This window comes from Segatella hominis, assembly GCF_004535825.1.
Taxonomy (GTDB): Bacteria; Bacteroidota; Bacteroidia; order Bacteroidales; family Bacteroidaceae; genus Prevotella; species Prevotella hominis.
On the sequence record NZ_SGVY01000009.1, the window covers coordinates 37,346 to 56,140 of the forward strand.

Below are 18,795 nucleotides of genomic sequence, written 5' to 3' on the forward strand. Positions count from 1 at the left end.
TTTATACTCCTTTTCTTTTGTCTCTTATTTGTAATGCGATTTTTAGAGAATTACTGTTCAAACTCTGCTCGTAAAACCTTCAATACGTTATCAACAGTCTCTTCCTCCAAGTCGGCCTTTTCTACGAGCATATCGCGAGGTGCATTGAGCACTTGCTTCGCTGTATCAAGTCCGATGCCCTTGATGGCGTCGATAACCCACTGGTCGATTTCATCAGAGAATTCATCCAGATAAATATCCTCGTCAGCCTGACTTTCGTCAATCTCACGGAACACATCAATGGTATATTCAGTCAACATAGAAGCCAACTTGATGTTCATACCACTGCGACCGATAGCCTTGCTCACCTCTTCTGGCTGCAAGAACACCTCAGCCTTCTTGTTTTCATCATCTATATTAACTGAAGAAATTCTTGCAGGTGCCAAAGCACGCTGAATAAACAACTTCACGTTGCTGCTATAGTTGATTACGTCTAAGTTTTCATTACACAACTCACGTACGATACCATGTACACGGCTACCCTTCACACCCACGCAGGCTCCTACAGGGTCGATACGCTCGTCGAAAGTCTCCACAGCAATCTTGGCACGCTCACCTGGCATACGGGCTATGCGACGGATAGCAATCAGTCCCTCTGCAATTTCAGGAACCTCAGCCTCCAACAGGCGCTGCAAGAAGATAGGTGCAGTACGGCTCAAGATAATCTTAGGATTATTGTTCTCATTATCCACGCGCAAGATCACAGCACGCACGGTTTCACCCTTGCGATACTGGTCAGCAGGAATCTGCTCTGCCTTTGGCAAAATCAACTCATTGTTCTCGTCGTCAACAATCAGGATTTCACGCTTCCAGATCTGGTAAACCTCACCGGAAATAATCTGACCCACACGATCCTTATACTTATTATAAAGAGAATCATGCTCAAGTTCCAAAATCTTAGAAGCCAAGGTCTGACGAAGAGTCAAGATGGCACGACGACCAAACTTATTGAAATCCACGTTCTCGCTCACATCCTCGCCTACCTCATAGTCAGCCTGGATCTTACGAGCCTCAGTCAAAGCGATTTCCTTATTTTCATCTTCCACCTCGCCATCAGCTACAACGACACGATTGCGGTAAATCTCAAAGTCACCCTTATCAGGATTGACAATCACATCGAAGTTTTCATCACTACCAAAAATCTTAGCAAGCACATTGCGGAAACTTTCCTCCAACACGCTCACCAAAGTTGTACGGTCGATATTCTTGGTTTCTTTGAACTCGCGAAATGTATCAATCATACTCGCAGTTAATTCTTGCTCTTTCTTAGCCATAGTTTATTTGAAACTTATTACGTATTTTGTATATTTTACCTTATCCATCTGGAAAGCATAATCTACTTCCTGTTTTACCGGACGTTTTTTGCCTTCCACTTTTACCTTTTCTTCAACACCTACTGTAAAATCATTGCCATCGACAGCCTTGAGGATGCCCTTTACTTTTTTGCCATCGGCATCAAGCACCTCGACTTCTTTGCCAACAAAGTTGATGTACTGCTGAGGCACCTTGAATGGCTGTCCCAATCCTGCAGAACCCACCTCCAGTTCAAAGTCTTCCTCATCACGATTCAAATGGTCCTCAATATATCTACTGAGTTCCACGCAATCCTCAATCCACACGCCATCGGCGTGGTCGATTTCCACGACAATCTTGTTGTCTTGACTAATTTCGATGCCTACCAAGAAATATTCCTTATCTTGGAGCCACTCATCCACTAATGTTTTTACGACGTTTTTGTCAATCATATATACCTTATTAAAATAAAATGAGGAACTCTTTGCGAGCCCCTCATTCCACTGAACGTTTGCAAAATTACGAATATTTTCGATATTATCCAAAAAAAATGGAACTTTTTATTCCTAACATGCGCATTTTTAATGGATTGTGCATGGATTTCAGCTAAAATCATACTTATTTCCTTCTGATATAGGCAGGTATCGTATGCACTTTATTTTTTCTTAGGATGCAAAATCTTGGCATATTCTTCCGGAGAATTCAAGAGGCGGGACGCTTCCTTTACCACCTTGTCATATCTCAGGGAATTGCGGATGGCACCTGCCTGATAATAGTAAGCTGCCACAATCGCGTTTTCCAGCAATCGCTTGATAGTAGCCTTATTATAATCCAGATCCTTTGCCACATTATGACTCAGTTTTTTCTTCAATGCCTCAAACTCCGGTTTGGCATCCTCATAATATCCTTCAAACTTAGCAAGTTTCTCCAAATCCTTCAAGTATTTCTCCGTTTCACGGTCATACTTAAAGTTTGCCTTCAGCACTCTTGCCTTGAATTCCTCATAGTCTGCATCCGTCAAAGCAAATTCCTCGGGTGATGCAATCGTTGGATGCTTGGCAATGTAATCTACCTCATAATTAAGCATCACCTCATTACTGTCACGTGCTCCTGCTAAATAGAAGGCAATATTTGGAAGTGAATCTGGCTTTACCTCTACATCTGGTTTGATACCGCCACCGTCACGCACTTCTCTACCGCCCACGGTATAGAAGACCTTGGTCAATGAATCTGGCACATGCTCCACATATCCACCCCTCGAATGTTTATAGTTCAAAGCCTGCACACATCTTCCGCTTGGAATATAATACTTGGCAGTGGTCAGTTTCATCTGTCCGTTGTAAGGCAAATCCATGGTTGCCTGAACCAAACCTTTTCCATACGTGCGCGTACCTAATATAATAGCTCTATCATAGTCCTGCAGACTACCACTTGTTATCTCACTGGCACTTGCCGTGTTTTCATTGACGAGCACAGCGATAGGCATCACCGTATCAATCGGTTCCACGGAAGTCTTATACTCATTGTTGGAACGTTTCAACTTTCCCTTCATCTGCAGTATCAGCTTGTTTTTAGGCAAGAACATATTGACGATACTGATAGCTTCCTGCACAGAACCGCCTCCGTTATCTCTCAGGTCAAGGACCAAACTTTTAGCGCCCTGTTTTCTCAAGTCGATAAAAGCACGACGTACATCTCTTGCAGAATTTTCTGTAAAACTATTATAGTTGATATAGCCTACCTGATTCTGCAACATACCATAATAAGGAAGATATGGCATCTGAATGGTTCGGCGTGTAACCTTCATTTTCATCTCCTTGCCCGTGCTCGGTCTTTTGATTTTGATGATAAAGGACGTACCAGGTTCACCACGGAGGTGGTCACTGACGTATGACACTTCCTTGCCAACCATGGAAGTATCTGCAATGGAAAGGATGACATCACCCTTCTTGAGACCAGCCTCCGCAGCAGGCATATTCTCATAAGGTTCGTCGATAACCACAGTCTGCAACTGGTTGTTATATCGAATCAGAGCACCCACACCGGCATACTTGCCGGTAAGCATGCGTTTCAACTCTTTCTGATCTGACTCAGGATAATAGGTAGTATAAGGATCAAGACTACCGAGCATAGCCTTGATACCATAGCCGATAACCTCATCCGCATTGAGTGTATCGACATACATCATATCCAAGTTTTTATAGATGGCATTGAAAACATCCATGTTTTTAGCCACTTTAAAATCATGGTCTTTATCTTTCTGTGCAAAAGTTGGCAATGCCAAAAGCAGAGCCAGCATTGAAATCCATATTTTATTCATGCTTACCTTTTTATTAATATGTTTATTTGCCTACAAAATTACTCATTTCTTTGTGAAAACTGCTATTTTCTGTCTTAAAATATGCCTATAAACAAGAAAAAATGCACTTTTTGAAGAAAAACTCAAAAAAAACCGGCAAAAAATTTGGTAGAATCACGAAAAGTTAGTACTTTTGCAGTCGCAAATAAGGAACATCATGTTCTTATAGATGCAAAATGCTTCAATAGCTCAGTTGGTTAGAGCACCTGACTGTTAATCAGGGGGTCGTTGGTTCAAGCCCATCTTGAAGCGCAAATAGAGTATCAAGTAACTCTTATACTCTTCTTCTTTCATAAGCTAAAATGCTTCAATAGCTCAGTTGGTTAGAGCACCTGACTGTTAATCAGGGGGTCGTTGGTTCAAGCCCATCTTGAAGCGCAAAAGCCTTGCAGGTTCAACACTTGCAAGGCTTTTTGTTTTTATACAAAAGAGGCAGCAAGTCAGGATCGTAGATGACAAGCACAGATCTCTCTGCGCTCATCTTCCCCAACCAGTGGTCTATGACATATCCTTGTATGTCCATCTTCTTGAATTTTATTTGTATCCATTTAAACTTTCGCTCGTAATTTCGCTCGTAAGTCGCTCGTAATTTCGAGCAATTTAAGAGCGACGTAATTCTTGATTTTCAAGCACTTACAATCAAGAACAAAACTTTTTCGCTCGTAATTCGCTCGTAATTCGCTCTTATTTTACGAGCGACCAATTTGAGACGTTACCTTTGGTTTCATTTTGTATGATTCCATCATTACGAAGCTTACGTAGAATATTTCCTATTCTTGTCTTTTTTTGGGTATCATCCAACTGGTCAGAAATGACATTCCACAGCAGTTTGTCTATTTCTCCTCTTGTCAATACACCATGGTCTTTCAATGAATCTACGAGTAATCTCTCACACGACTTCGAGTCAAGCCCCTTATGCATGGAATACTCCACCTTCTTGTCTGTACGCTGCGCAATGTGTTTTGACACAAACAAATGAGGCTTTCTGCCTTCTATAAGATGCTTCTTTCTTAATTCCTTGATTGCTTCGTCACCGATTGGCTTATCTCGCTGTACTTGGTCAAGAAGCACAGCTTATGTAAAGTTGATATTCTGGACATAAATTGCAAACAATAAAGAACCTACAAACTCGGTTTAAGGAACATATATATATTAATCATTTTTTATTTGCAAAGAAAATTCCAGAACTCCATAAGTATCTGATTATAAGCAGGTTTTTATTTGCAAAGAAAATTCCATGCAATAATAGGAATATGAATAGGAAAGATAAAGCTTTAGCTATTTTAAAGGAAAGTTTAACACGCATTCCTCATGAATTAAGTGAACTTGATTGCAATCTATCTACGAAAACGGATTAATCCAGTACTATTCTTTTTATTGTGTCTATAAAAATAGGAACAAAAAATAAGGAGTGTCTACTATTTCAGTTTTATAAAATTGATAGTGTCTACCTTTCTAGTTGATAAAGTAAAAAAGTATCTACAGAAATCAGTAAAAGTCACTTTTGCTATTTATAAAGTCAAGAAACCGCATTAAGCAAGGTTGCCCAAGCCTTGGGCATCGTGTCCCCACCCTTTGGGCATCGGTTGCCCAAGGCTTGAGCATCGTGTCCCCAAGCCTTGGTCCTTCCTTATTTTTGTAGTTTCCTATATTTAGTTGACTACATAGTTCCTTATTCCTATTGTAAGTTGACAATTATTTTCTCTATTCCTAATTCTACTTGTCAATCTTCTATCTTATTCTTAGTTCGTATTTACATACTTAGACTAAAAAAGGTGCATTCCGACTTTCTTCGGAACACACCTTATTATATATACTACAAAACGCTCATATTCTCAGCTTTATCGGCGAATAACCAATTTAGAGAACTTGCCGGAATTGACCTTGATGACCAAGATGCCAGCAGGCAAGGAAGCCAAATCGAAATGCGCCTCACCACCTTGGAAGTTGGCAGAAGCAACCTTTGCACCAGAAGCAGTATAGACAGCCACAGCTGTAGCCTTGGCATCACGAACATTGACCATGCCGCCATTTACCTCTACTGAAAGATCAGCCGTTTCTCCGCCAGCAACATTCTGGATACCTGTACCTGCCGATTCGTTATCACTAATAGCCATCCAGCCCACAGTCTCACTGATTGGCTTAATTTTACTGATCGTTTTATTTGGATCAGAAGTATCAGCAAAGACTCTTAAATTAGCATAAGACTTTGTTTTATAAAGATCATCCAAATCTATCAATCGCAGCAATGACAAGAGCGGACGATTGAAAGACTGATATTGGAAAATTAGTTTTGGATTATTCAATTCTTTGCCAAAGTTTAACTGAAAACGATTATAGTTATTCAAAAATTCCATATCCTGGTTGCCTACAGAGATGATCTTGTCAAATGCAGTCGTACTACCCTTCTCGATGGCAAAAAAGGAAACACGTTGTTTAACGATTGCCTTTCCAAATTTACTGGCTTCCACTTGACGAGTCAGCACCACCTTAAAACCATCTTTGGTAATTTCCCAAGCACGAGCTTTTACAGGATATTTCAAGGTAGAAATCGGAGTCACGAATACCACAGGAGCCTCAGCAAATGGTTGCTTAAACTTATATTCGATAGTATCTCCGCCCACTCTTACCATTTTACCAGCTTCATCCGTAATCAAACCCGTCTCATAATGAAGAGAACCTAAGGTACCATTACCAGGTTTTGCTACAATGAACGAGGCATGCTCTGTTCCGTTGAATTTATTAGGATCCGATTCGAGTGCATTCCAAGGAAAGAACTTCGATGTGAAATAACTCGTAGTGACTGCATTGACAACTTCCTGAGCATGGGTAGTAGGATTTACGCTGGTTGTCCCACCAAAAACTACAGCAGGAATACTTTCGAATCCATGCTCATAGAAACTATAGACATCCTCATCATTTGCAGCAGACATGGTTCCCCATTGGAAATCAGCAGAACCTTCTGAACCATTCACCGTATTTGCTACCTCAGAAGAAAGGCGGTCTCTTCCCAAGAAATCTATCACATGGATACGATAGAAATAATTACCAGCCTCTTCTACCTTCTCCTGATAAGAATAAGTGCGGGCAGTATCCTCTACTGCTTCAAGATGACTGACACATTTCCACTCACCAAATTTACCTTTTTTACGCTCTACCATGATATCATCAACAAACTCACCGCTATGGTTCTTGAATGTCATGGTACAAGTCTTCGTACGTGGCACAAAAGATACGGTCAGGTCTGAAGGATTATAGGTACGAGGATTCCGAGGAACATACTCATAGTCGGAGTTGTAAGCCAACTTAGGTGCTAAGGCAGCATACTTCTCGCCTATCGGCGTCAACTTATCGCCAGCTATCGCAAAACGGCATTCCTGTACATTATTATAGAAAGCATAACGCTCTATATAAGGAGCATCATTCAGATAGTCGAGAACCGGACCCATGTGCTGCAACTCAATTGCATAATTGGCATCAGTTCCTTTGGTATCACTTCCAGGCCATCCTGTCCAGTTGGCACCATAGTTCATCTCTGTAATCCAGATAGGGCGACCGCCGCATCGCTTACTGATACTTTCCAGCTGGCTCTTCCAGCCCGGCTGATCTTTATACCAATAAGCATGAACGGCAATAAAGTCACAGCGCCAGCCACGTGCATCTACAGAGTCGATGAATTCATAAAGCCAATTATAATCACCTGCTACGGCAGGAGAACCCAAGCGGCGACCGGTAGCCATCATCTGAGGCCAGTTAGCCAACACATTCTTGACATCAATATCCTGTTCCTTGTCATCAGCCTTATTATCCGGTTCGTTGTTACCTAAGATGTTGGCACTACCCGAGTTATTACCCACATCGGCAATACCAGGCCATCCCTCATGGTGATGCTGGGTCACATACTCACGATCTACCCAATCATCATGAATACTGGCATCCCAGTTGTAAGCCCATCCCGTTTTGAATTTTTCCTGCACATCATTGTTCCAGAATCCAGCCCATCCACGCTTGTGGACATCATTCCACTTACTGATGCGGATGTAAGAGACTCTGCCGTTGAGCGGCTTGGAAACACTTGGCAAATTGATTTTCTTATCAGCTTTATCGGCAATGAACACACGGCTATAGCCTGTACCATCTCCCTGGGTAGCTAAACAGACCATGTATCCGCGTTTCAGGATAAAACTTCTGATATGATTATTAAAAGTTTTATTACTTGTTGTCAAGTTATACTTAGTATTGACAACAAAATTATGAGAGGATTGCCCACCGAAATCTGCCTCTGTAAATATGGTCAAAGGTTGGTTTCCGGAATAAGGCAAAATCATAGCACCGGCATTATAGATACGCAACTGGCAGTTGGAGCCATTCTTCGCTGCTTCACCATTGATCTTCACGTTGCTCAGGAATTTTACAGCCTTGCTTGGCAACAAATTATCAAAGATGACGGTCGCATGATCCGTATTGGTGATGTTGATACTACCGGTTGTGGCGAAAGGCGTGGTCGAAGAGATATGATAATCTACCTCTCCGTCCAGGGTAACCGAGCCCGTCACCTCTTTCACCGTCTGACTCGTGTTGTCGGCGAACATCGACAGGGATGCCGCCAGCAAACAGGTTAAAAACAGTTTTCTTTTCTGCATGGTTTAAGTTTATTCTTATTTAAAAATTAGTTCTTGTTATTTTCTACTTTACTACCATCTTCTTTCCATTGATGATATAGATGCCTTGAGGTAAATCCTGCAAATCTTCAGCCTGGTCTTTCACTTTCTGTCCGCCTAAAGTATAGACACCCTGTTTCTCTACAGGTTTCTCTACCTTGATCTCCTGAATTCCAGAAGCGACAGGTTCCTTTTCACCATAATAGTAGAGGCGGAAATTATCGAAGATGACCCAATAATTTGACAGGACATTATCTCCCTTCAAGCCAATGGTAATCGCCAATTTATACTTGGTTGTATATTTCAACGTATTCTCATAAAGCCCCTTTTCGAAATAAGCATGAGCAGACTGCATATCATTAGGCACATACTTCGTTCCCGCAGCAGCTTCTTTACCTATATTCAACTTACGGGTCTGGGCATCCGCCATGATGTTGCAGATGTTCTGCTTATTTTTTTCAGTTCCTATATACATATAGGTAGCCACCTTGTCTGTTCCTGCAGCATAGTCGGTATTCACTTGAGCAGTTGTTCCCGGGCGCTGGAAAGCCTGAACCTTCATCTCATATACACCCTTAGGCATAGATTTCAACTTCTGGCTGATATCCACGTTCTTCTGGTAATATTCTGCACAGGAATAATGGAGTGTAGGTTCAGCAGGAGCGGTCCATCCTTCAAGAGCATCCATTCCTCCATTCTGAATCAGGAAGGAAATATCAAAAGGCTTGTCAGCTTCAGTTGCCTGTACACCTCCCAGGAATGTTTTCACAGAAGTCTGAAGGTCTGTCTTTGCTTTCTCCAGTTCATCCGCCAATCCCGTTTTCAACAGTTCTTTCATCTCAGCCAGTTCACCTTCGAAAGTAGCATCCGCCCCTTCCACGGTTTCCTGATGAGGAACACCCAACAAGACTTCTGATTTTTCTATCAGGGCATTCAGTTCATCGGCAACACCATTTCTGTAATTCTGTGACAACTCCTTCGCCTCATCAGCAGTAAGAATCAACCAACGCTGGTCACCTGCCTCCTGAGAGAATTTCAAATTAGCAGAAGTTGTGGCATTCGTTTTCTGAGCAGTCAGACAATAAGCAGAATTATTCTGCACATGAGCTATCCAATAACCCGTGCGCATCTCGCCACCCACCTTTTCCACTTCTACAGGAGAAGGCAGGAAATGGAAACGTTCACGATTTGTCAGTTCTGTCACTTCCTTGGTCTTGATACCATTGGTACCGGTAGAATTGTATGAAAGATACTTGCCTGTTGCCACATTCTTCAGGGAATAGTAGCAGGTAGCAGGGTCGAAAGTAATGTTCCATGCCACACTGTCATTGGTCGTAGCATCCTCATCACTCATCGCCATCCACTGTAAGTTACCACTCTTATCAACACGCAAGAACTTCGAACCCAGACCATATCCCTCATTTTTGAGATAATACTTCTGCTGGTCGTCCTGTTCAAAGACATAGGCAGGAGTAGCAAACTGACCGGTTGTTGGTGCCAGTCCATCTTCTCCCAAAGCCTCAGCCAAGAGCGAGTTTCCAACATAAAGAATCTGAGTACCATTATCCTCATGTGCTCCATTCACACCGTATGGCCACATGTGAGTACCATCGCCATTCAAGCGGACCGTCGTACTATTGTCCAAGAAGCGCAAGGCACGGGTAGCACGCACACCCAACCAATAACCGCTGGTAGTATTGGCACGGAGGAAAGAATTCTGCCAGGTAGCATGGGTTCCCACGCCGATGGCATGCAGCATCTCATGGAGCAAAGTACCCGTCTTCTGGTAAGAAGCATTCGGTCCTACTCGCATCCAACCGCCATAACTACAGTCGGCAGTAGGCGTTTGAGCACCATAATTAATGGTGATATGAAGTCCATGAATACCCGTATATTCATTCCATAAATCAATAGCATCCTTGGCAGCAGACTGAACACGAGTCAGCGCATCAGAAGGGAAACCATCATTGATGTTATAAGTAACACCACCCTTCGGACGGGTAATTGCTTTCACAGGATCACCATAGACTACATCGCCATTGGTCTGCTTGACGTAGGCACGGATGTAATATACCGTAGCAGGCTCCAACTTAGAGATATTGTAGATTTCTCCCTGATTAGACAGATAGATCTTGCTTGTTCCATCCTCCACCGTTGGCATCTGATTGACAGAAGAATAGCAGAAGCCCTTTTCCTTGATGTTGCTTGATGTAATGCCACTTACGGTCATACGGCCATAGATATGAGTAGCACCGCTCAACCAGGCCTTGTTGGTCTTCACGACTGCATCTGCTGCAAAAGCAGGTGTAGCGTAGCCCATACAGGCTACGCTCAACAGGATAATTGCTTTTTGATATATCTTTCTCATTTTTATTATTTAGTCGGTTTGTTAAAGATTCTTTGCATATTACTTGTTCAGATGTTTCTTACCATCCTGGATATAGATACCCTGAGCAGGTTTCTTGCCAAGCTTGACACCATCAAGTCTGTAGATAGGGGAAGAATTTCCTTCCTTCTTATCACCCAGAACTCCTTGGATACCCGTCTCAGCATCCAGATAAGTCAGTTTGAAGTTGTCGAAACAGCACCAGTCATAGTTGAACATCTGATTGCTCCTGATGCCTAATTTCAAAGTACCATCCGTTACCACACATTCCAATGTATTATGATAGAGGTCATGGGTATTGAATGCCGCATTCGCCTCTGTCACATTGTCTGGATAGGTATAAGGAGAAACGGTATAGATATCCGCATCATAAAGAGAGCATACCGACTTCTCCTCATTGTTGGCATAGAAAAGGGCATTGATGGTCTCAGAACCATTCTTATGAGCAGCCGAAGCATCCTCCTTACCGCCTGCACGGTAGAAACTCTGCACCTCTACACGATAACGGCCATTTGGCAGACCGGAAAGTTGCTGATAGAAATCGAATGTCTTGTAATAATGCTCAGCTACGCCCTGGGCAGCAGCTGTAAAGCCAGTTCCACTCCAGCCTTGTCCTCCCTGAGAGAAGTCTGGATTCTGGAGCAGGAAGGTCATATCAGACAGTTTACCCTCTGCTGCCAACTGGCGGAGATATTCATCATAACCCGCCAAAGCTTTCTGTAAGGCTACATAGGCCTTTTGCATTGCCTCGTATTCTTCATCGAAAGTACCCGATTCGTTCAAAGCCTGTTCTCCCAAGCCGATGGCTTCTGCCAGCATATCAATCGGGCGAACAACCTGCAACTTCTTAGCCTCATCCAGTGCATTGACCACCTTTTCCCATGTTTCGAGATGGGTATATTCCCGCTCGGTCAACTTCAGGAACGAACCATGCTGAGGGTTTACACTGCCCTTGATATTGGTCATTCCGGTAGGATTCTGACAATGCTCATCCAGATCCAGCATACGATAACCACCACCACTATAGTTCACATAAGCCAACTTCCAGGTACGGCTGTTGATCGGTCTGAACAAACTTGGCGCTTCGATAGACTTATTAGGCTCATAGACATCAAAGTTTGGATCCAACTGCCACTGGCAGGTACCCGTAGTCTGGTCTGTAGGCACCAGGAATTTTGCTCTTGCCTGTTTGAGATGATGCTCCCCGCTCTCCGTCTTGTAGATCATGACATATTCACCATCCACCTTATTATATACGATATCGGCATCAATGATGTCATAGCCCGGATCGAAGTAAAGTTTAGGTGCTGAAATCTCAGTCAAATCCTCATTGACCAAAGAGTAATAGATACGATGGCGATCAGGGAAACCAACAGAATAATAAACCACATACTTTCGGGTCACAGGATCATAGATTACCTGCGGTGCCCAGGCTGCAGTCATATCCTTAACATCAGTCAGACCAAGTGCCTTCATATTTTCCTCACTCTCGAGATCGATGCTAATGCTCTTGTCCCAATGAACGAGGTCGTTGCTGAGCATCAGAACCATGATATGGTTACTTGTCCAACCCAATTTGGAAGTCATATCAGTACCAGCCAACATGTACTTGCCACTCTCCGTACGCATCACATACGCATCACGCATACCTCCCGTCTGCGTAAACTTCTTGGTATCGAAGACCTCACCACCATTGAAGAGATCACGGTAACTATTGACATAGCGGCTCAGGGCGAAGCAGGTAATTTCCTGGGAATTATGCATGTGGGCATAGAGATAACCATACTTATCTGCATCCTCTGCCAAGACATCGTCCTTCACTTCATCAGCCACCTCACTCACATTCAACTTGAATACGTTGAGAGAGAAAGCCGGAATCTCCAAGGTCTTGACATCAGACAGCTTGACTTCATCTGTAGGAACCACCTTGAAAGGTTCGTCCATTGTATTCTCATCTGTACCACTGGCAGAGGTCAGTCGAACCACAGACCCCCCATCAGCCTTCATATTCTTGAGATTCAGCTGGAGCGTAGTTGCCGCCTGATTAGGATTTACCACCTTCAGATAGAGGATACCATTCTCCTCATCCAACTGTGCTGACTGATAAATCTTCTGTTCAGCAGGTATTGTAAACTGATGAATCACCGTGCCATCCAACTTGCAAGTAACAGCCGTACCATCCACCTCGATCTCGATATCATACCAACGGTCGTTCTCGATATAACCGGAAGCAGTGGCAAGTGTAGATTTCGAACCATTCACACACATTTCTACTCCATGAGCCGTATTATTCCATCCTCCGAGATTCCACCAGCAGTAGTTATTGGCATCCTGATAATTGAAAATAACGAGGAAACCTTCTCCACCCCCGTTTTTCTTTGCACGAAGCTTGTAGGTATATTTCTGAGCAGAAATCTTTTGCGTATTAACATAAGTACAGTTGGTAGAAGAAGCGGTCTGCTTCAACTCTCCATCACGGATACTCCATGAACCGGTTCCTGCATTCCAGGTATTCTGTGAAGAAGAGAAATCATCCTTCCATATTGTACTGCCGTCATTTCCCTTTACCTCCACATCATCATAAGATACCTGAGTATTCCAGGAGCCTACACCCACCTGACTGTCTGGAACTGAAGAAGAATTACCCGTTTCCGTCCATAGCAGATTTTGCTTGCCCAAGTTGTTACCCAGAAGTTTCTGCACATAATAAGAAGGTGTACAGAAATTCTTTGCCGCATTGAAGTGGATCATATCGTATGCCCACAGCGGGTCTTCCTCGTGGGTAAAGATCGGTGCAAAGCTTGCCAACTTGCAGACATCGGAGTTTTTCTCCATACCCAACATGTAGATAGCCTCTCCCAAGGCGCTGTTCAAGTTGCCATACCTACCATAAGAACCGGAATTGGCAGCATATTCACCATTATACACACCAATGCTACGGTTGTAACGGTCGTACTTATGATAGTTGTCTCTCATCCACTGGTAGGAGCGATAGTAATGCTCATCCACGAGATCAACCGGTGAATCCAAGACCCATGCAGGATTGTCAGTACCCCATGCCTCCACATTACCGATGATAACTATCTCCGGATATTTGGCATGGATGGCTTCATAGAATTTAGCATAGCGGCGACTGTATTCCTCACGAGCCTCAGGCTGGCCATTCTCATTGCCCACCTCAATAAACTTAAGTCCGTAAGGTTTCACATGGCCATTGGCGATGCGACGGCGTCCCCATTCGGTAGTCTCATCCCCATTGGCATATTCGATGGCATCCAAGGTGTTCTGCACCAAGGTATCTACCTGTTCAAAAGGAACGGTAAAGCCATGTCCCAGACCTACATTGACCACAAACATCGGAGCGGCATTCAAATCTTCACACATCTGCAGGTATTCATCATAACCCAAGCCATCAGAAGAGCGGTAACGCCAGTTATGGTTCCAATGTCCCGGACGTTCCTCTATCGGACCGAGCGTATTCTTCCACTGGAAGGAATTTTCCAGTGCACCCTGTCCTTCCACGTAACAACCGCCAGGGAAACGGAGGAAAGTAGGTTTGGTATCATCAAGAAGTTGGGCAAGGTCAGGGCGCAAACCATTCTTGCGACCTTTCCAGGTATAAGGCATGAGTGAGACTACATCGATCAACATGCTGCCGTCACAAGAGGTAAGCAATGCAAAACGACCTTTCTCACAAGAAGCATTTGCCTTGATTCGGGCAGTCAACAGAGTCCAGGAATTAGACTTCAAAGAGCCTTCCAACTGCACTTCCTCAGAAGCAGCAGTTCCATCATTCTGCTGGAGTTGTCCGTATATTTTTCCATTAAAATCTGTTGAAGCTTTTATCCACACACGGAGCGTATAGGTAGAATCTGTCACAAAGTGCATTCCCCAGAAGCCCGTATTACAGACTCCAGCTTTATGGGTTGCACTTGCGCCGGAAACCGTCAGCTGCAGACAGGTTTGCTGTGCCTTGTTCATCACCTGCTTTTTATTCAGGGAGAGTTTCACGTTCTGTCCGTTTTGCTGGATAGCCGACCAGTATTCAGGGGTTGTATTATGATCCTCGAAAGATCGGTTTCTGATGAGTTCCGCATATAAGCCACCATCTCCCGCATGATTGATTTCCTCGAAGAACAGTCCGTATTGGTGTTCGCTGATAGCAGCCGCACGTTTTTGGGCATCGATAGTCATCGATACCTGCGCAGTAGCTGCCAATGACATGCAAAGAGAAGTACAAAAGAGTATAGGTTTACTTAAGTTCATGAATAATTCAGAGATAGAGTTGATGTAAAAAAAATAAGTTGAATAGAGAAAAAGAAAAAGGCAGACAGAAAACAGAAGGTTTTCACTCTCTGCGTTCCGTCTGCCTTTCAAGTTATGTTAGTTCAAAAACCAGCCGCTATTACTTAACGACTACCTTCTTCACCTTCTTAGAACCATCCTTCATCACGGTCTCAATGATATTGATACCCTTCTGAAGCTTGCCAATCTGCATACCGCTTGCATTGTAGATCTTAGTTGCTACTGCATTTGCATCTGTAACGATCTCGCTGATACCAGTAGGATCAACGCCGAGATAATATAACTTGAAGTTCTTAACGATTGTCCAGTCATTGGTTACCGTTACATTCTTGATCAAACCGATACGGAAATCGCTATTGCCATCATAGTTGAAATTCAATGGCTCAGAATCGTATGCGCTGCCAGCTTCAGATCTGAAGAATGCCTGAGCAGTAATCATGTTGTCAGGAATGTACATTCCATCCTTCATTTTATACAGACCTCCATTATCACTCAAGCCTACGTCATTCCATTTGTCTTCAGCAATCTTATGTGCAGTAATGGTCTTGATAGCCTGCTTGCTCTCAGGGAGTTCAGTAGCTACCTTCTTCCCTTCTTCTGTTGGGATTTCCTTATCAGAGAAGTAGATAAATGCATTCTCGTTTACATCATACTTCAACTCATCGCTACCGTCTTTAGCAGCCTTACCATTACGATAGAAAGCCTGAGTTGTCAAACGATACATACCAGCAGGAAGACCTACCAATGTCTGCTGCAAGTTGAATGTACAGTTGAAGAACTCACCAGCCTCAACACTATTATTAGACTGGAATGCCATTGTTCCATCTTTCACATCCCAACCTGTACTACTCATGGTTGCGAAATCACTGTTGGCGATAACCTTGGTGATATCTGCAGGTTTTGCTTCTGAAGCATCAGCAATGATATCATTGATGACGTACTTAGTTACACCTTCATTCAAAGCCTTGATAGCAGCAGGTATCTCAGCATCAGCAGCTGTACCATTATTATAAATATTCTCAGCAGTAGTCTTAGCTGCATTATACAAGCCTTTAGCTACGTCAGAGGTAGTAGAAGAAGCTTCATTTTCATCATAACGGGTCTGAGCATTCTCAATAGCAGTCTGAAGTGGCTTATAAGCCTCAATAGAGGTGTTAGCAGCCTCAATGGCAGCACTCAATGTATGAATACCAGGAACTGTTGCTTCTGTTTCAAGAGCAGTCTTAGCAGCCTCCAACTGAGCGCGTACTTCTGCATTCATCTTAGAATCAAGCAAGCCTGCAGCCTTAGCAATCAATGGTGTTGTTACCGCATTCAGAGCCTCACCCTTGCTACCAATATACTTCAATCTGAAGTTATCCCAGATAGCCCAGTCACCCCAAGAACCATTCACATTAGAAGGACGTCTCTTCTCACGTACACCGATACGAAGCGTACCATCCTCTACTAACATTGGAACAGTTACAGTATAAGCGTCTGGATTCTCCGTAGTGGCAGCAGCCATACCCTTCATAGAGTTAGGGATGTAAACTTCCTCGCCATTCAGATTATATTTAAAGTCATCACCTGAATTTTCCTTCATACCGTAAGTATAAGGAGAGGTAAATGGAGTCTCCAAATCATTTGCATAGATAAACGCAGTGATATCCTCTGTACCAGCATCATGAGCTTTATAAGCTACATTATTTTCAGCTACACGCTGGAAAGCAAGTACTGACAATTCATAAACACCATCAGGAATATTTGTAATATCCTGATAGATATCAAATGTGCCTTGATATACCTCGCAGTTTTTGTAAGTTTCATTAAATGTAGGGTTTCCTTCCTTGACAGTCCAGCCCTCCTTACCATTATCGAATGATGGGTTCACGATCTTTCTTGTGATATCATCACCTGGCTTGATACTTGCATTCTGAGCATTCTCCAACTTGACCTTCAAGTCAGCCATATACTGTGTCAACTCTTCATTATTGAGCGACCAGGTGCTCATCAAGCTTTCTACGCCTTCGCCAGTTCCGCAATCATCATATAATGCCATGAAGTCTTCAAACTCATCTCCAGCAGGATCTAATGCCAAGAATTCTCCTATCGTTGTATTCAGATTTTCCAATTCCGCATACAACGCAGAACTCTTTTCAATCTCTGCTGCGACATCTGAAAGATTCTTCTTCATGGTATTGATTTCCTCATCAGAAGTACCATCTTCAGTCATCGCTCTTGCACTTTCGATGAGTTCAGCAGCCTTATCGGTATAAGTAGGGCATGCATTAATACCAGCCAACTTAGCATCGAGGTCTTCTGCAGCTTTCTGCACATCATTCAAGTTCATAGCCTTGAAGCTTGGTCCACAATACTCAATCTGGAAATTATCTACGAATACCCAGTTAGCAGTACATTTATCCAACTTGAAACCAATAGTCAAATCCTCACCTTCCTTGATATCCAGGAGGAATTCATACTTTTGAGGAACACCAGCCTTGGTAGCTACAGTCTGAGAATTTTTAGTATCTTTGGTATCTGCGAATACAGAAACGCCCTCTACCTTAAAGTCATCACCCTTAACCTGCTGGGTTGCCATCGCATAGCAGGTCACCTTATAACCACCCGCAGGCAGTTTGTGTAAAGTCTGAGAGAGAACACCATCACTGAGGCGACCTGCACCAGCTACTTCTGCGGTACCTGTTACAGGGTCAGAATTTCCATGCACCCAGCGCTCAATGAATTTCTCTGTCTGATAGCCATCAGGTGCAGTATATGCATGAGAATTTGTCTGCCAATTGGTACCATGACCGCCATGACCAACATCACCCTTATCATCATATTCGCATTCATGAGTCCAACCAGTCAAAGCATCACAATTGGCATCTGGAGCATATTCTGTAATATTTACAGGAGATTCAGCGGTAGCTTCAGCCATTGCCTTATTTCTTCTAATATCATTAATCATGCGATAAGCTTCCTTCAGCCGCCAATATGCAGCGTTAGGATTATTGTAGATAGCTTCTACTGCAGATACATCTAATCCTTCATCAATTGCAGAATTAATCTGATCCTTCAACTTTTCTAAGCGATAGAAATAAGTATAAGGATAAGCTTGCCACTCAAGACCATTTGCACCATCTTCTGTCAATGCAGGGCGGAACAGGCCATCTACTGCAGTCTCACCTTTACCATCGAGTCCAGTATCATTAGGATTATAACCGGCATAAGTCTCTGGATACTCGTTAGCCTGGAATTTGAATGTCGTACCATTAGGTGTAACTTTCCAATAGGTTTTCTCTATACCTTGACTTGCATAATCAACATAAGAGTTACCACCATTTTCATCAACAGAGTTAACGAATATTTTGCTGGAAAAAGCACCAAACCTTTCTGATCTATCATTACAGAAAGAATAGGTGCCATTTGGCTGACCGTCATCGCCCTTATTAGGTACAATCACAAATCCAAGACCAGAATCTCCCAAACTTGTCTGGGTGCCATAAGCATTACCCTTAGTAAGCCACTTGTCTGCCAAGACATTCTTGATAGCTACAGTATCAGTACCATCCAGTTTCAACTGAACTGGATCTGGAAGAACAGGATCATTCACCTGAGCTTGTGCATAATTGGTGCTTAATGAAGCAACCAAAACTGCTGAATAAAGTAAACGTTTGTCCATGCGTTATTTTTTGGTTTAATAGGTTGATGAAGTTATTAGCTTCATTTAATTAAAGTTTTATCTGGTTGCAAAATTAGTAATTTAACCGTAA

The 18,795-nt window shown here is 43.1% G+C and carries 8 protein-coding genes and 2 tRNA genes; 2 read left to right on the top strand and 8 right to left on the bottom strand.

The genetic code is table 11. The features are described 5' to 3' along the window. Window positions 1-50 precede the first annotated feature (50 nt). The 3 genes from nusA to EXN75_RS05060 all read right to left on the bottom strand — a co-directional run bounded on the left by nusA (window position 51) and on the right by EXN75_RS05060 (window position 3,652). A complete protein-coding gene (gene nusA, locus EXN75_RS05050; protein ID WP_118116543.1) occupies window positions 51-1,313 on the bottom strand; it encodes a transcription termination factor NusA in 1,263 nt (420 codons plus the stop codon). A gap of 3 nt (window positions 1,314-1,316) precedes the next feature. Beyond that, the gene (gene rimP / locus EXN75_RS05055) at window positions 1,317-1,784 is read right to left on the bottom strand and encodes a ribosome assembly cofactor RimP (RefSeq protein ID WP_118116541.1); all 468 of its coding nucleotides are present in this window, start codon (window positions 1,782-1,784) and stop codon (window positions 1,317-1,319) included. Between the two features lie 203 nt (window positions 1,785-1,987). Continuing rightward, a complete protein-coding gene (locus EXN75_RS05060; protein ID WP_118116539.1) occupies window positions 1,988-3,652 on the bottom strand; it encodes a S41 family peptidase in 1,665 nt (554 codons plus the stop codon). Between the two features lie 217 nt (window positions 3,653-3,869). Between EXN75_RS05060 and EXN75_RS05065 the strand changes: the two genes are divergently transcribed. Both EXN75_RS05065 and EXN75_RS05070 read left to right on the top strand, forming a co-directional pair. Further along, a tRNA-Asn gene (locus EXN75_RS05065) sits at window positions 3,870-3,943 on the top strand. Window positions 3,944-3,995: 52 nt separating this feature from the next. Beyond that, window positions 3,996-4,069, top strand: a tRNA-Asn gene (locus EXN75_RS05070). 306 nt (window positions 4,070-4,375) lie between these two features. Here the strand turns inward: EXN75_RS05070 and EXN75_RS05075 are convergent. The 5 genes from EXN75_RS05075 to EXN75_RS05095 all read right to left on the bottom strand — a co-directional run bounded on the left by EXN75_RS05075 (window position 4,376) and on the right by EXN75_RS05095 (window position 18,704). After that, on the bottom strand, window positions 4,376-4,762 hold the full coding sequence (locus tag EXN75_RS05075) for a hypothetical protein (RefSeq protein WP_134842991.1): 387 nt from the start codon (window positions 4,760-4,762) through the stop codon (window positions 4,376-4,378). Between the two features lie 770 nt (window positions 4,763-5,532). Continuing rightward, complete coding sequence (locus tag EXN75_RS05080) at window positions 5,533-8,334, bottom strand: glycosyl hydrolase (RefSeq protein ID WP_134842992.1); 2,802 nt, start codon at window positions 8,332-8,334, stop codon at window positions 5,533-5,535. Window positions 8,335-8,377: 43 nt separating this feature from the next. Next, entirely contained in the window at window positions 8,378-10,720 is a 2,343-nt protein-coding gene (locus tag EXN75_RS05085) for a hypothetical protein (RefSeq protein ID WP_134842993.1), read from the bottom strand. Between the two features lie 39 nt (window positions 10,721-10,759). Beyond that, window positions 10,760-15,004, bottom strand: coding sequence for an alpha-L-arabinofuranosidase C-terminal domain-containing protein (locus EXN75_RS05090; protein ID WP_134842994.1), 4,245 nt, complete (start codon window positions 15,002-15,004; stop codon window positions 10,760-10,762). 139 nt (window positions 15,005-15,143) lie between these two features. Then, a complete protein-coding gene (locus EXN75_RS05095; protein ID WP_134842995.1) occupies window positions 15,144-18,704 on the bottom strand; it encodes a hypothetical protein in 3,561 nt (1,186 codons plus the stop codon). Between the last annotated feature and the right edge of the window lie 91 nt (window positions 18,705-18,795).